We start from the raw sequence: 15,846 nt of genomic DNA, 5'->3' as shown, positions 1-15,846 counted from the left end.
CCGACAATGGGCGCGAGTGTGCGAATGATGCAGGAAGTTCCGGGGCTGGCGGTCCGCCTGACGGTGCGGATCGGAGGTAGCTGGAACTCCCTGCATATCTGCGTACGCGTACTAGGCACCTCAGGGTTGTTGCTGGAGTGTCAGAGCATGACCGTTCCCGCCGGTTGGCTGGCGATGTCAGTTGCCAGGGGGTGTGGCTCGGCAGTCAGGACAGACAGCGCTGCTGCTACCTCATGGAGATCGGCCTTGACGTAGGTGGCGGTGGTACCACCGATTTTGCTCGAGTGCCCGGCGTATTCCCGGGCGACGGCGTAGCTGAATGTACGCTCGACCCAAGTGAGAGTGGTATGCCGCAGCCAGTGTGTTGTGACGCCTTGGGTTGCAACCCAAGGGATCTCGAGACCGATTCGGTGCCAGAGATGGTCGTAGCGTCGATGGGTGATGGGCTTGCCGCTGCGGTACCGCAGAAGTTGCCCGGATTGAGGACTGCGGCGTTCGCTGCCATGGGCGACCAGATGGCTCATCAAAGTCGGAGAGACCGGCTGCCAGCGATCGGTTCCTTCCTTCTCGCGGAGGTAGACCAGACACTGTGAGGTGTCGAGGTCGTGGGGGCGTAGCGAGAGGGCTCCGCTTCGACGACACGCCGTTTCGAGGTGAAGACGCAGAATCAGAGAGTCCAGGTCGGGATCGTTACCGGTGGTGGCCGTGACTTGGCAGATCTCGGTGAGCTGGTCGGCCGGGATCGCATAGCGGTGGGATTTCCGGCGTGCGGGAAATGCGAGTTGCCGGGCGGGATTGTCGCTGCGACGGATCCATCCTCTGTCTTCGGCGTACCGGTATACACAGCGGACGGTGGAGATGAAGTGTTCGACGGCGCTGGTGCCTCCGCGAGATGCCCGATTAGTGCGGGCGGTGGTGCGGATCGTGTGTGCCATCGCCTCCAGATCGGGTTTGGTGACCCCGTCCAATCTGAGGTGGCCCCACTCCTGTTCGAGTCGGTTCAAGTGGGTGCCATAGGTACGTCGCGTGCCAGCTTCGAGGGTCGCGCGAACGGCCGGGACAATCTCAGCGAACGTCGGCACAGCTGCCGCGGGAGTCACTAGGTCTGCAGGCGACAGGCCCATCTGAGTAAGCAGCAGGCGCGCGGCGGCAATCGTGTCGCTCGTTGCGGCAGCTCTATTCGGAACAACCATGGGTCACCGGTCCAGCAGGGCAAGTTGGGCGGCCAGGACCCTGGCGGTCGTGGATGGGGGATGGATCAGGAGTTGATCGCGACTGCGGCGTCCGGCCAGCAGGACACGCTGGCCGATGAGGAGGCCGACTCTGCGTCGTTGCCGGAACGGGATGCGGAAGTAGCGGTCAGCGGTGACTTGGACCGGACCGTCGGTCGCCTTGTCGACGACCAGGAGGTCATCCACTGGCTGTATCTCCAGGCGGGTTCCCGGCAGCCAGTCGAGTGCGGTTATCACGTATCGGTCCAAGACTCTGCCGGCCTCGCCGACCGTTGATATGCCGTACAGGACGTCGTCGTGGGGGATCGGGGCTGGTCCCGGCGCCTTCGGCAGTGGGCCGCGAATCAGCTGTTCCAGTGGCGCCTGCGGGGGAATCAGCGGGGGGATCACCGTCGCCCCCGATCGTGCCCCGTGCACGGCCCGGCAGGGTGGGGGACGGTCGATCCTGGCAGATCTGCCAAGAGTTCTTGCAGGTGGGTGCGCATTTCCCAGGTCACCTCCGTGGGGGTGGGGGGGGGGGGAGAACCGCCAGCCCAAAAAGTACAAAAAAAAGGGCACGCAAATGCTAAAAATCTGAGGTTATTCTGTGGGCGTGGGGGGACTTTACCCCCCACGTCCGTGGACACCAGAACCTAAATCTGGCGCGTCTGCCAATTTCGCCACTCGCGCGTGATGGTACGACCGTCCAAACTCTACCGGGCCGGGGCGAGATCGCGAAGACGTGGGCCGGGGTTTTGTACTGACCGGTAACCCCACCTGCGATTATAACGATTAGGTAACCGCCAATATGAGGGGTGCTCATGTTTCGCCACGGTAAGGAGGCGGCCTCACCTGCAGGTTCAAACATGAGGGAGGGTCATGTTTCTCGCCATTCTGGTACGACAGTGCATGAATACCGGCGGGTAAGGGGCGCGCCCGAGTAGAAACGTGAGGGTTCCCTCATGATTTTGTGCGATCCTCGCTGATATCAGGCCGTCGAGCGGGGAATACCCGCGCGCGGGCCGGGAGCCGGGGAAGTCTCCGCAGACCTGTTGCCACGAGAGAAAGTCGAAGCGTCTTGACGATTAACGAGAGCACTGCGTCCGGTCCCGGATTCCGGGGGAGCCGGACTGTCTCCGAGACGAATCGCACGCCGCTGCTGGACCGGCTGCGGGCCGGCGCTCCCTATGCTCTGGCCTTCGGCGGGCAGGGCGCGAGCTGGCTGGGGGAACTGTCCGAGATCGCCCGCGACGCCGCGCTGGAGCCCGAACTGACCGCGCTGGTCAACGAGGCGGCGGGGCTGCTGGAGCCTGTCGCCGACCAGCTGCTCACGGTCCGGCCGGTGGGTTTCGACCCGGTGGCGTGGATGCTGGAGGACGACCTCGCCGACGACGAGGACGAGGCCGCGGTTTCCGACGCCCCGTCGGAGCGGGTGCTGCGCTCGGCCGCGGTATCGATGCCGGGTGTGCTGCTGACCCAGCTCGCCGCGCTGCGCGCGCTGCGGCTGCAGGGGCTGGATCCGGCGGAGTTCGCGCCGGTCGCGGTGGTCGGGCATTCCCAGGGCCTGCTGGCCGCGACCGCGGTGAAGACCTGCGGGCAGCGCGACGCGGAGATGCTGGCGATCGGCCAGCTCGTCGGTGCGGCGGCGGGACTGGTCGCGCGGCGGCGCGGGCTGATGCCCGTGGGTGAGCGCTCCTCGATGGTCGCGGTATCGAATATCGACCCCGATGAGCTGCGCGCCGTGCTCGACGACGTTTTCGCGGGTGCCGACCCGATGGCCGCGGCCGTGCTCTCCATCCGCAACGGGCGCCGTCGCGTCGTGCTCTCCGGAACCCCGGACGCGCTGTTGCGGGTGCGGCAGCGCTGCGAGCAGCTGCATGCCGAACAGGACCGCGAGCGGGCCGCCAAGCAGCGTGGTGGCGCGGTGTTCGCGCCGGTGTTCGAGGATCTGGACGTCGATGTGGCGTTCCATCACCCGGCGCTGGGCGACACCGTCGAGCTGGTCTCCGGCTGGGCGGCGCAGTGCGGGCTCGATACCGAACTGGCCGGGCAGCTGGCGCGCGACATCCTGGTCGAACCGGTCGACTGGGTGGCGACCGTGGACGAGATGGTGGGCGCGGGTGCGGAATGGATCCTGGACCTCGGACCCGGCGATCTGCTGTCGCGGGTGAGCGGTAGCTCCCTGAAGGGCAGTGGCGTCGGCATCGTCGCGGTGGCGACCCGCGCCGGGCAGCGCAGCCTGCTCACCCCGGGCGCGGCGCCGGAGGTGGCGCAGCCCTGGTCGGCGTTCGCGCCGAAGCCGGTGCGGCTGCCGAACGGGCGGATCGTGGTCGAGACCTCGTTCACCCGCCTCACCGGACGCTCGCCCATCCTGCTGGCCGGTATGACACCGACCACGGTGGACGCCAAGATCGTCGCCGCCGCGGCCAACGCCGGGCACTGGGCGGAACTGGCCGGTGGCGGCCAGGTGACCGAGCAGATCTTCGCCGATCGGGTCGAAGAGCTCAAAGAACTGCTGCACCCGGGGCGGCAGGTGCAGTTCAATTCGCTGTTCCTGGACCCGTACCTGTGGAAACTGCAGCTGGGGGGGAAGCGGCTGGTTCAGAAGGCACGCGCGGCGGGCGCTCCGTTCGACGGTGTGATCGTCACCGCCGGTATTCCGGAGCTCGAGGAAGCCGTCGCGCTGATCGAAGAACTGACCGAGGTGGGGATCAGCCACGTCGCGTTCAAACCGGGTACCGTCGCGCAGATCCGCGCGGTGCTGCGGATCGCCGGCGAGGTGCCCGACTACCCGGTGATCATGCATATCGAGGGTGGTAAGGCCGGTGGGCACCACTCCTGGGAGGACCTGGACGATCTCCTGCTCGCGACCTACGCCGAACTGCGCACCCACGGAAACGTCGTGGTCTGCGTCGGCGGTGGGATCGGGACCCCGGAGCGGGCCACCGAATATCTGACCGGCGCCTGGTCGGCCGCGCACGGCTACCCGGCGATGCCGCTGGACGGCGTGCTGGTGGGTACCGCGGCGATGGCGACCCTCGAGGCGACCACCGCGCCCGAGGTGAAGCAGCTGCTGGTCGACACCCCCGGAACGCCCGACTGGGTGGGTGCCGGAACCGCCAGCGGCGGAATGGCTTCGGGCCGCAGCCAGCTCGGCGCCGATATCCACGAGATCGACAACGCCGCCTCGCGGACCGGGCGGCTGCTCGACGAGGTCGCCGGGGACGCGGACGCGGTCGCCCAGCGGCGCGACGAGATCATCGCGGCCCTGAACGCGACCGCCAAACCGTATTTCGGTGATGTGCCGGCCATGACCTATGAGGTCTGGCTGCGGCGGTATGTGGAATTGGCGGTGGGCCAGGAATGCCGGGCGGATTTCGATTGCGGCACCGACCTCGGTGACGTGATCGCCGCCTCGACCCGCTCGGTCTGGCTGGATATCAGCTGGCGCGACCGGTTCGCGGAAATGCTGCGCCGGGCCGAGGCGCGCCTCGCACCGGCCGATCGCGGCGAGATCGAATCCCTGTTCCGCGACGCGGACCTGGAGGATCCGGCCGCGGCGATCGCGCGGCTGGCGGAGCAATACCCGGCGGCCGGGCAGACGCTGCTGCATCCGGCGGACGTGCCGTTCTTCATCAGCCTGTGCAAGACGCCGGGCAAACCGGTGAACTTCGTCCCGGTGGTCGACCAGGATGTGCGGCGCTGGTGGCGGTCGGATTCGCTGTGGCAGGCACACGATCCGCGGTACTCGGCCGATCAGGTGTGCGTGATTCCGGGCACGGTGTCGGTGGCCGGTATCACCCGGGTCGACGAGCCCGTCGGTGAACTGCTGGACCGATTCGAGCAGGACACCGCCTACGCGCTGGTGCGCGACGGGGTCGTCCCGGCTGCCGTCGATGCCCGCCGGGTCGCCGCGGTGACCAGCGGCCCGATCGACGTGGTGCTGGCCGCTCCCGATGTGAACTGGTCGGGCCGCGCGACGGTCAACCCGGTGCACCGGCTGGGCGACCTGCACGAATGGACCGTGGACGAGAAGGGTGCGGTGCACCCGCCGACCGGCGCCACCCTCGTGGAGACCGAAGGCCCGGAGGCCGAGCATTCGTATGTGGAACTCGCCGTTCCGCTGACCGCCGGGCACAGTGTGCGGATCCGGATCACCGTGCCGGTGTCGGTGTACAACGGCGGCGCGCCGGTGGTGACCGAAGCCGATGCCGATGCCGCCATGTCGGCGCTGCTGGCCGTCGCGGCGGGGCAGGCGCTGCCCGAGGTGAAAGGTAATGTCGCGCACGTCAATCTGGCCTGGACGCCGGATCTGGTCGCCGACCACGCCGGGGTCACCGGGGCCGGGCTGCCGGCGAACCTGAGCACGCTGGGCCGCACCGTGCCGGACGTGCTGGTGGGCGCGTGCTGGCCGGCGGTGTTCGCGGTGCTGGGCTCCGCGCGCACCGATTCCGCCGCCAGCGTGATCGAAGGCATGCTGGACCTGGTGCATCTCGATCACCAGATCGAACTGCTGCGCGAACTGCCCGATGTCACCAGCATTCTCGTGGTGCGCGCCGAATCCGGCACGGTGGTCGATACCGACCTCGGCCGCGTCGTCGAGGTGAACGTCACCGTCGGTGAGATGCGCGATCAGGGCCTGGATGTGGTGCCGCTGGCCCGGCTGGTCGAACGGTTCGCGATCCGCGGCCGCTCCGGCGCGGGCGAGCTGACCGATCCGCCGCGGGCCGCGGGCACCGTGAGTGCCGAGGCCACCGAGACCCCGCGCCGCCGGCGCCGCGACGTCACCATGGTCGCGCCGCGCAGTATGGCCGCGTTCGCCGCGGTCTCCGGCGATCACAACCCGATCCACACCAGTGACGCCGCCGCGAAGCTGGCCGGTCTGGGCAGCCCGATCGTGCACGGGATGTGGCTGTCGGCCGCCGCGCAGCACGCCGTCTCGGCGGTGGATCCGCAGGCTTCGGTCCCGGCCCGCACGCTGACCGCGTGGACCACCCGGTTCCTCGGGATGGTGCGCCCGGGTGCGGAGATCGATGTGCGGGTCGAGCGGGTCGCGGTGGACGCCGGCGAGGAAATCCTCGAGGTGTCCTGCCGGGCCGCCGGTGACCTGGTGATGACCGCGACCGGTCGTACCGCCGCCCCCAAGACCGTCTATGCCTTCCCGGGCCAGGGCATCCAGCGCAAGGGTATGGGCCTCGACGCCCGGACCCGGTCCAAGGCCGCCAAGGCCATCTGGGATCGCGCGGACAAACACACCCGGGAAGCGCTGGGCTTCTCCATCCTGGCCGTGGTCCGCGACAACCCGACCTATCTGAAGGCGCGCGGTGTCGAGCACCGGCACCCGGACGGCGTCCTGCACCTGACCCAGTTCACCCAGGTCGCCATGGCGACCCTCGGTGTCGCGCAGGTCGCGGAGCTGCGCGAAGCCGGAGCGTTCGTGGAGGGTTCGCTGCTGGCCGGGCATTCGGTCGGTGAGTACAACGCGCTCGCGGCCGTGGCCGGGGTGCTGCCGCTGGAGGCCGTGCTCGAGGTCGTGTTCCAGCGCGGTTCGGCCATGCACGAGCTGGTGCCGCGCGATGCCCAGGGGCGTAGCGACTATCGGATGGCCGCCATCCGGCCCTCGCAGATCGGGCTGCCCGACGACGAGGTGGTCGATTTCGTCGCCGGTGTCGGTGCGGCGGTCGGGGAATTCCTCGAGGTGGTGAACCTGAACCTGCGCGGTGCGCAGTACGCGATCGCGGGTACCGTCGCCGGTCTCGAGGCCCTGGAGGCCGAAATCGAGCGGCGCCGCGAGGAATTCGGCGGAAAACGCGCCTTCATCCTGGTGCCCGGTATCGACGTGCCGTTCCATTCGACCGTGCTGCGCAAGGGTGTGCCGGAATTCCGCGGCAAACTCGAACAACTGCTGCCGGCCGAACTGCGCCCGGAGGTCCTGGTCGGGCGGTATATCCCGAACCTGGTGCCGCGGTTGTTCTCGCTGGAGCGCGAGTTCATCGCCGAAATCGCCGATCTGGTGCCCTCGGAGCCGCTGGCCGCCGTACTCGCCGATTTCGACTCCTGGTCGCAGCGGCCGAGCGAACTGTGCCGGGTGGTGTTGATCGAACTGCTGGCCTGGCAGTTCGCCAGCCCGGTGCGCTGGATCGAAACCCAGGATCTGCTGTTCGGTGAACTGGGTGTGGAGCGGTTCGTCGAGGTCGGTCTCGGGGCCACGCCGACCGTCGCCAACCTGGCGAGCCAGACCCTGAAACTGCCCGATTTCGCCACCGCCACCGTGGAAGTGCTCAATATCGAGCGTGAGGCGGCGGTCGTGTACTCGACCGATACCGATCCGGCGCCCGTCGACGAACCGGTCGACGAGGCCACCGAGGCCCCCGCCACCGCGGCTGCCCCGGCCGCCGCACCTGCCGCACCCGCCGCCCCGGCGGCCACCGGCGGACCGCGGCCGGACGATATCGCCTTCACCGCCGCGGACGCCACCAGGGTGCTGATCGCGCTGTGGACCAAACTCCGCATCGACCAGATCGGCCCGGTCGACACCATCGAGGGCCTGTGCGACGGTGTGTCCTCGCGGCGGAACCAGCTGCTCGTCGACCTGGGCTCCGAGCTGTCGCTCGGCGCGATCGACGGTGCCGCCGACGCCGATATGGGTGCGCTGTCGGCCACCGTGGAACGGCTCGCCCGCACCTACAAGCCGTTCGGCTCGGTGCTCAGCGATGCCATCAACGATCATCTCCGCAAGGTGTTCGGGCCGTCCGGTAAACGCCCGGCTGCGATCGCCGAACGGGTGAAGAAGGTCTGGGAACTCGGTGACGGCTGGGCCAGCCACATCACCGCCGAAGTGTCGCTGGGCACCCGCGAGGGCGCCAGCGTGCGCGGCGGGGATCTGGGCGGACTGGTTTCCGGGGCGCTCACCGACGGGGCGTCCGTGGACGCCGCCATCGACGCCGCCGTGCAGTCGGTGGCCGCCCGGCGCGGGATCTCGGTCTCGCTGCCCGCGGCCGGTGGGTCCGGTGGCGGCACCGTGGACGCCGCCGCGCTCGGCGAGTTCACCGAGCAGATCACCGGTAAGGACGGTGTGCTGGCCTCGGCCGCCCGCCTGGTCCTGGAGCAGCTCGGACTGAACGAGCAGGTCTCCGCGGTGGAGTCGACCGACGACGGCCTTGTCGATCTGGTGTCGGCGGAGCTGGGTTCGGATTGGCCGCGGCTGGTCGCGCCGGCGTTCGACGCCCGCAAGGCAGTACTCATCGACGACCGGTGGGCCACCGCCCGCGAAGACCTGGCCCGTTTGTGGCTGGGCGAGGACGCCCAGGCCGCGCAGCAGCCGGTGGACGGATTCCTGGGCGCCGGTGAAGCCGTTGCCGCGCAAGCAGATTGGTGGCGGCAGCGGGCCGTGCACGAGGCCCGTTCGGTGCTGGCCGGGCACTACGAGCGGATCGCCGCGGCCGCCCGCGACGACGCCGCGGCCGGCGCGTGGACCGACGAGATCGCCGTGGTCACCGGTGCCAGCAAGGGCTCCATCGCGGCCGCGGTGGCCGGGCGCCTGCTCGGCGGTGGCGCGACCGTGATCGTCACGACCTCCCGCCTCGACGACAACCGGCTCGGGTTCTACCGCGACCTCTACCGCGCCAACGCCCGCCAGGGCGCCGCGCTGTGGGTGGTCCCGGCGAATATGGCTTCCTACACCGATATCGACGCGCTGATCGAGTGGATCGGTACCGAACAGGTCGACAATGCCGGTGGCGCGAAGATCAAGACCAAGGACGCGTTCACCCCGACCCTGCTGCTGCCGTTCGCGGCGCCGCGGGTCGCCGGTGACCTCGCCGATGCCGGTGCCCGCGCCGAAATGGAGATGCGGGTCCTGCTGTGGTCGGTCGAGCGGTTGATCGGTGGGCTGTCCAAGCTGGGCGCCGATCACGATGTCGACGCGAAACTGCATGTGGTACTGCCGGGTTCGCCCAACCGCGGCCTGTTCGGTGGTGACGGTGCCTACGGTGAGGCCAAGGCCGCACTGGACGCCGTGGTCGCCAAGTGGAGTGCCGAGAAGTCCTGGGCGGCGCGGGTCACCTTGGTGCACGCGCTCATCGGCTGGGTCCGCGGGACCGGGCTGATGGGGCATAACGATCCCATGGTCGAGGCGGTGGAGAAGGCCGGCGTGCAGACCTGGTCGACCGGTGAGATCGCCGACGAACTGCTGAAATGGGCTACCGCCGAGGCGCGTTCGGTGACCGAATCGGCCCCGCAGCAGGTGGACCTCACCGGCGGGCTGGCCGGTGCGAAACTCGATCTGCCCGAACTGGCCCGGCAGGCGCAGGAAGCCGCGGAGGCCGAGGCCGCGGAGGCAACCGAGGAATCGGACGCCCCGCGGATCGCTGCGCTGCCCGCCCCGCCGACCCTGACCTCGGCGCTGCCGGTCCCCGAATGGGGTCCGGTGACCGCCGACCTCAGCGATATGGTCGTGATCGTCGGCGCCGGTGAGCTCGGACCCTACGGTTCGGCGCGTACCCGCTTCGAGATGGAGGTTTCCGACGAACTGTCGGCGGCCGGCGTCCTGGAACTGGCCTGGACCACCGGCATGGTGACCTGGGAGAACGATCCGAAACCGGGCTGGTACGACACCGAATCCGGGGACTACGTGCCCGAGGCCGAACTGGCCGAGCGGTATCACGACGCCGTGGTCGAGCGCTGCGGTATCCGGCGCTACGAGGACGACGCCGCCATGGTCGACAACAGCAGCCCGCTGATGACCTCGGTGTTCCTCGATCAGGATCTGTCCTTCACCGTCGGCAGCGAAGCGGAGGCGCGGGCTTTCCACGCGGCCGCTCCGGAGCACACGGTGATCACCCCGGTCGCCGAGTCCGGCGACTGGACGGTGACCCGTAAGGCGGGCACCGAGATCCGGGTGCCGCGGCGCGCGAAGCTCTCGCGCACCGTGGGCGGCCAGATCCCGACCGGCTGGGATCCCACCGTCTGGGGTGTCTCCGCCGATATGGCGTCCTCGATCGACCGGGTCGCGCTGTGGAATATCGCCTGCACCGTCGACGCGTTCGTCGGATCCGGGTTCAGCCCGTCCGAGCTGATGGCCTGGGTGCATCCCAGCCTGGTGGCCAACACCCAGGGCACCGGTATGGGCGGGATGTCCTCGATGCGGTCGCTCTACGTCGACAACCTGCTCGGCGAACCGCGGCCCAACGACATCCTGCAGGAAGCGCTGCCGAACGTGGCCCTGGCGCATGTGGTGCAGTCCTATGTGGGCAGCTACGGCGCCATGGTGCATCCGGTGGCCGCCTGCGCCACGGCCGCGGTATCGGTCGAGGAGGGCGTCGACAAGATCAAGCTCGGTAAGGCCGAGGTGGTCGTGGCCGGTGGTTTCGACGATCTGGGGATCGAGGGCATCGTCGGCTTCGGCGATATGTCCGCGACCGCGGATTCGGCGGCCATGAGCGCCAAGGGCATCAGCGACCGCTACTTCTCCCGGGCCAACGACCGCCGCCGCGGCGGGTTCGTGGAATCGCAGGGCGGTGGCACCGTGCTACTGGCCCGCGGTGATGTGGCGCTCGAAATGGGTCTGCCGGTGCTCGGTGTGGTGGCCTACGCGCAGTCGTTCGCCGACGGCGTGCACACCTCCATCCCGGCGCCCGGACTCGGCGCGCTCGGTGCCGGCCGGGGCGGGCGGGAATCCCGCTTCGCCGCGGAACTGCGCAAACTCGGTGTGGGCCCGGACGATATCGCGGTGGTCTCCAAGCACGACACCTCCACCGCGGCCAACGATCCGAACGAATCCGAACTGCACGAGCGGCTGGCCGCGGCGATCGGCCGCTCCGACGGCGCCCCGCTGTTCGTGGTCTCGCAGAAGAGCCTCACCGGCCACGCCAAGGGCGGTGCGGCCGCCTTCCAGCTGATCGGCCTGTGCCAGGTACTGGAAAACGGTGTGGTGCCGCCCAACCGCAGCCTCGACTGTGTGGACGACAAGATGCGCGAATACCCGCATCTGGTGTGGTTGCGCGAGGCACTGCGGTTCGGCGACCGGTTCCCGCTCAAGGCCGGTCTGGTGACCTCGCTCGGCTTCGGGCATGTCTCCGGCCTGCTCGCGGTGGTGCATCCGCAGGCGTTCGTCCAGGCGATCGAACCGGGTCGCCGGGACGAGTACCAGCGCCGGGCACAGGAACGGCAGCTGGCCGGCCGGCAGCGCATCGTCGAGGCGATGTGCGGTGGAACCGCGCTCTACGAGCGGCCGGCCGATCGCCGGCTCGGTGGTGACGGGACTCCGGCCGCGCAGGTTCGCGGGCTGGAAGCCGAGGTGCTGCTGTCCGAGACCGCTCGGCTCGGCGACGGGATCTACCAGGTCGACGGGGCCGGTTGTGAGACCGGCCGGTTCGTCGGCGGCAATACCGATGCCGCCGCGGCCGGTACACCGTAGGCTGCGCCACTGTGACGATCCTCGGAATCGGCTTGGACTTGGTAACCATCTCCGAGTTCACCGAACAACTGGAACGGGCCGGAACGACCATGCTCCGGGAGAGTTTCACCGCCGGTGAGCGGCGCTACTGCCAGAGCAAGTCCACCGATCCGGCCCGCAGTTACGCGGCGCGGTGGGCGGCGAAGGAGGCCGTGCTCAAAGCCTGGGCCTCCTCCCGCTTCGCCCGCCGCCCGCAGATCGGGGACAACCCGTATCCGCTGATCGAGGTGGTCAACGACGCCTGGGGCAGGCCGAGCATCAAACTGCACGGCCTGGCCGCGGAGTTCCTGCCGCGGGTCCGGGTGCACCTGTCGCTCACCCACGACGGCGACACCGCGGCCGCCATGGTGGTGCTGGAGGACCCGGGTGAACTGGCCGACCTGATCGAAGGACGGCCTCCGGAGAGCTGAGCGCCGTCGTCCGCGGGAACACCACGGAAGGCCCGGAGTACCGAGCGTTCGGGCCTCTCGGACCGGCCCGGTGAGCCCGGCGCCTTTCAGGGCAGCGCGGTGACATCGAACCGCTGGGTTCCGATCACCGCCAGCAGTTCGAGCTTCTCGCGCGCATCGGTGCCCTCGGTCGGGAAGAACGCGCGCATCCTGATATCGGCCTCCGATGTGAGGACGTCCTCGCAGGTCAATTGCAACGGCCCGACCTGCGGTACGAGGAACGTCTTGCGATCGAGCCGGCGCACGCCGGCCTCGTGTACATCCCACAGGCGGCGGAACTCGTCGCTCGTCTCGCGAAGTAGCCGGACGAGTTCGCGCACGTCACTGTCGCCACCGCGGCGGGAGGACGTCGCCCGTAGCCCGGCCACATGCGCTGCGGAGTGCAGCGGCCAATCCTGCTCCGGAAACAGGTTTCGGACACCGGTTCCGGTGAACCACTGCCAGGTGATGCTCGCTCGCACACCATCGGCCGCCGCGGCCGGTCCGGTCACCGCCGTCGCGAGTGCGTTCTGCCAGAGCACCACTTCCAGGTCGGTGGCGATAACGACGGGTATATCGGTGAGCCGGTCGGCGATTCGCAGCAGGCCGGGGCTGAGGAACCGGCCCGGCCGCCGCGGCGGTGGTGCCAGGCCGGCCAGCCGGTAGAGGTAGTCTCGCTCGTCGGGGTCCAGGCGCAGCGCCTGTGCGAGTGAGGCGATAATCGGCTCGGACGGGTTGGGTCCGCGATTCTGCTCGATGCGCGAGTAGTAGTCGGTGGATATGCCGGCCAGCTGGGCCACCTCCTCGCGCCGCAGTCCGGGAGTCCGGCGGCGCACCCCCTCGGCCAGCCCGACGTCTGCCGGCCGCAGCAGCGTGCGGCGCCGGCGGAGGAAGGCTGCCAGACCCTGACGATCGACCATTCGTCCAGTATCCGTGGTTGCGCTGCCGTTAAACCAGGGACAGGTCGTCCCCGGATGAACCGGGCCTTCATCCGGTGGGTGCGACGAATCACAGTGGACCATATGACAGGCAACCAGCACCCCATCGGAACGGGATTCACCGCGGCCTCCACGGTCGAGGAGGTGATCGCGGGGATCGACCTCACCGGCCGGAACGTGATCGTGACGGGCGGCCACACCGGGCTCGGCCGGGAGGCGGTGCGCGCTCTCGGCAAGGCCGGCGCGTCGATCACCGTGGCCTCGCGCAACCCCGGTCGCGCGGCGGAATCACTCGCAGGTATCGAGCGGGTCGAGACCGCGCGGCTCGACCTGCTCGATCCGGCCTCGATCGACGCCTTCGTCACGGCGTACCTCGACTCCGGCCGTCCGCTGCACATTCTGATCAACAACGCCGGCATCATGGCGGGACCCCTGGTACGCGACGCGCGCGGCTACGAGTCGCAGTTCGCGACGAACCACCTCGGGCACTTCCAGCTGACCAACGGGCTGCTTCCCGCGCTGCGCCGGGCAGGAGGCGCTCGCGTCGTCAACATGACCTCCGGGGCGCAGCGGCTCAGCGGTATCTGCTTCGACGATCCGAACTTCACCACGCGCGACTACGAGCCCCATATCGCCTACGGCCAATCAAAGTCCGCCAATGTGCTCTTCGCCGTCGAACTGGATCGACGCTGGGCCGCCGACGGCATCCGCGGCTACGCCGTGCATCCGGGGATCATCCTGGGCACAGCACTGGGCGCGTATCGACCTGAGGGCGACCCGGTTCCGGACGGCCTTCCCGTGGCCGAGTTGCGTGCGCAGGGCCTGATCGACGACCGCGGTGAACCGATCATCGACCCCGAGCGGGGGCTCAAGACCCTCGCACAGGGCGCGAGCACGATGGTTTTCGCGGCGACCAGCCCCCTGCTCGCCGATATCGGCGGGGTCTATCTGAAAGACAACGAGATCTCGGTAGTCGATCCCACGCCGGCCACCACACAGTTCGACGGCCCCCCGCCCGCCGAGGTCGCACCACACGCGATCGATCCCGACGCCGCACGACGGCTGTGGGAGCTGAGCGCAGAGCTGCTTCGTGCCTGAGCCGAGGACGCACGACGGATCGGGCCGGCGATCCGCTGCTGCTCCGCGGGTGATCGGTGCGCATGGGCCGGCCGGTGCGGACGCGGGCCTTCGCGCCGGGTAGGACGAACAGACCACGGCACGCCGGGCCCGGTTCTTGGGATGATGAACAGATGACTGCGGGGAATCGTGAACTCTCGGACTTCCTGCGCCGCGCCCGGGCCAAGGCCGATCCCGAACGCGCCGGGGTGCCGCCCGACGGCCGGGTGCGCCGGGTGCCGGGCCTGCGCCGCGAAGAGGTGGCACTGCTTGCCGGTGTGTCCACCGACTACTACACCCGGCTCGAGCAAGGCCGCAATATCACGCCATCGGACAACGTGGTCGACGGCATCGCGCGTGCCCTCGGGCTCGACGACGCCGAGCGGGCCCACCTGCGGCATCTCATCGGCACCGGCCGCCGGCCCGGCCGCCGCCGTCCGGCCACCGTGCAGCGCGTCCGGCCCGGACTGCATCTGCTGCTCGAGACGTTCTCGTCGCATCCCGCGATGATCCTCGGGCGGCGCACCGACGTGCTCGCGAGCAATCGCCTCGCCCGGGCGCTGTTCGCTGACTTCGAGGCGATGCGGCCCCGCGAGCGCAACTACGCGCGATGGATGTTCCTCGACGACGCGGCGCGGGCCCTGTTCGTCGACTGGGAGCAGCACGCCCGGGACTGCGTCGAGGCCCTGCGGCTCGAGACGGGGCGCGATTCCGGTGACGACGCAACGAACGCCCTGGTCGCCGAGCTCCGCGAGCGCAGTCCGGAGTTCCGCGCGTGGTGGGACGATCACGGCGTACACCAGCGGACTTTCGGGGAGAAGCGGCTGCGGCACCTTCTCGTGGGCGATCTCACCGTGCACTACGAGACCTTCACGATGCCGGGCGACGCGGACCAGTCGCTCTTCGTATACACGGCCGAGCGAGCCACCTCGTCGGCGGAAGCGCTTGCGCTGCTCGCCAGCTGGACCGCCACGCCGCCGGCGCCGAGCGGCGCCCACCAGGGTAGGACGGCCGATCCTAGGCACAGCTGAGCCATTTATGCCCCGCCACGGCGGCCCGCGGAACGGCAATCTGAACAGGCCGGCACACCGCCGGCCCACCGACGGAGGAGAACTCGGATGTCTTACCCCACCGATCGTCCCGCCACCTGGTTCGTCACCGGAGCATCGCGTGGCCTCGGGCTCGAGCTCGTCACGCAGCTGCTTGCGAAGGGGGCGAATGTCGCCGCCACGACGCGCTCGGCGGAGCGCCTGCTCGGTGCGCTGGACGGGACCGACACGACCCGGCTGCTCGCACTCGAAGTGGACCTGGCCGACGAGACCCAGGTCGCCGCGGCGGTCCGCGAGACCCGCGATCGCTTCGGTGGCCTGGATGTCGTCGTGAACAATGCGGGCTACGGACACCTCGCCGCGGTCGAGGAGGTATCCGACGCCGAGGCCCGGGCGATGTTCGATGTGCAGGTGTTCGGTGTCTGGAACGTTCTGCGGGCCGTGGGGGGGGGGGGGGGGGGGGGGCGGGGGCGGGGCCCCCCGGCAAAAAAAAAAGGTTTGAGGGAGGGGGGGGTGTTATTCGGTGTGTCCTTTTTGTGTTATTTTCCGGGGGGTTTTTAGACCCCTGCCGGGTATGGGCTGATGGCCTAAATTGGAGTTTTTTTTTTTTTTGTGGCGGCTGGGTGTTGCCGGTAACCGGGGCAGCAC

The 15,846-nt window shown here is 69.2% G+C and carries 7 protein-coding genes, 1 tRNA gene and 1 pseudogene; 5 read left to right on the top strand and 4 right to left on the bottom strand.

Annotated features, from left to right (window positions below; translation table 11 throughout):
- Positions 1–140 precede the first annotated feature (140 nt).
- The 3 genes from QH276_RS11555 to QH276_RS11545 form a co-directional block, all read right to left on the bottom strand.
- Complete coding sequence (locus tag QH276_RS11555; RefSeq protein ID WP_256666928.1) at positions 141–1,004, bottom strand: tyrosine-type recombinase/integrase; 864 nt, start codon at positions 1,002–1,004, stop codon at positions 141–143.
- A 192-nt stretch (positions 1,005–1,196) separates the two neighbouring features.
- Positions 1,197–1,649 (bottom strand): hypothetical protein, encoded by a 453-nt coding sequence (locus tag QH276_RS11550; protein ID WP_280406725.1) that lies wholly within the window; start codon positions 1,647–1,649, stop codon positions 1,197–1,199.
- A 170-nt stretch (positions 1,650–1,819) separates the two neighbouring features.
- Positions 1,820–1,895, bottom strand: a tRNA-Leu gene (locus tag QH276_RS11545).
- A 394-nt stretch (positions 1,896–2,289) separates the two neighbouring features.
- On the opposite strand from QH276_RS11545, the gene QH276_RS11540 reads away from it, so the two are divergent.
- Together QH276_RS11540 and acpS are read left to right on the top strand one after the other, a co-directional pair.
- The gene (locus QH276_RS11540; protein WP_280398015.1) at positions 2,290–11,628 is read left to right on the top strand and encodes a type I polyketide synthase; all 9,339 of its coding nucleotides are present in this window, start codon (positions 2,290–2,292) and stop codon (positions 11,626–11,628) included.
- An 11-nt stretch (positions 11,629–11,639) separates the two neighbouring features.
- Positions 11,640–12,077: a holo-ACP synthase AcpS gene (gene acpS / locus QH276_RS11535; protein ID WP_280398014.1), complete on the top strand. Its 438-nt coding sequence runs from the start codon at positions 11,640–11,642 to the stop codon at positions 12,075–12,077.
- 86 nt (positions 12,078–12,163) lie between these two features.
- On the opposite strand, the gene QH276_RS11530 is transcribed toward acpS, so the two are convergent.
- Positions 12,164–13,015 (bottom strand): helix-turn-helix transcriptional regulator, encoded by an 852-nt coding sequence (locus QH276_RS11530; protein WP_280398013.1) that lies wholly within the window; start codon positions 13,013–13,015, stop codon positions 12,164–12,166.
- Positions 13,016–13,117: 102 nt separating this feature from the next.
- On the opposite strand from QH276_RS11530, the gene QH276_RS11525 reads away from it, so the two are divergent.
- From QH276_RS11525 to QH276_RS11515, 3 genes and pseudogenes are all read left to right on the top strand, one after another.
- A complete protein-coding gene (locus QH276_RS11525; protein ID WP_280398012.1) occupies positions 13,118–14,131 on the top strand; it encodes an SDR family NAD(P)-dependent oxidoreductase in 1,014 nt (337 codons plus the stop codon).
- 152 nt (positions 14,132–14,283) lie between these two features.
- Positions 14,284–15,180, top strand: coding sequence for a helix-turn-helix transcriptional regulator (locus QH276_RS11520; RefSeq protein ID WP_280398011.1), 897 nt, complete (start codon positions 14,284–14,286; stop codon positions 15,178–15,180).
- An 87-nt stretch (positions 15,181–15,267) separates the two neighbouring features.
- A pseudogene (locus QH276_RS11515) lies at positions 15,268–15,639 on the top strand (SDR family NAD(P)-dependent oxidoreductase); the annotation flags it as partial.
- Positions 15,640–15,846: the final 207 nt, after the last annotated feature.

This window comes from Nocardia carnea (assembly GCF_029869215.1).
In the GTDB taxonomy this organism is placed as follows: Bacteria; Actinomycetota; Actinomycetes; order Mycobacteriales; family Mycobacteriaceae; genus Nocardia; species Nocardia carnea_B.
Note: the sequence above shows the minus strand (reverse complement) of the source record. Positions and strands in the feature narration are given on the sequence as shown.

Bases quoted from the DNA above. Each gene is read 5' to 3' on its own strand.
- QH276_RS11530 (WP_280398013.1), bottom strand. From the start codon at position 13,015: ATGGTCGATCGTCAGGGTCTGGCAGCCTTCCTCCGCCGGCGCCGCACG.
- QH276_RS11525 (WP_280398012.1), top strand. From the start codon at position 13,118: ATGACAGGCAACCAGCACCCCATCGGAACGGGATTCACCGCGGCCTCC.
- QH276_RS11520 (WP_280398011.1), top strand. From the start codon at position 14,284: ATGACTGCGGGGAATCGTGAACTCTCGGACTTCCTGCGCCGCGCCCGG.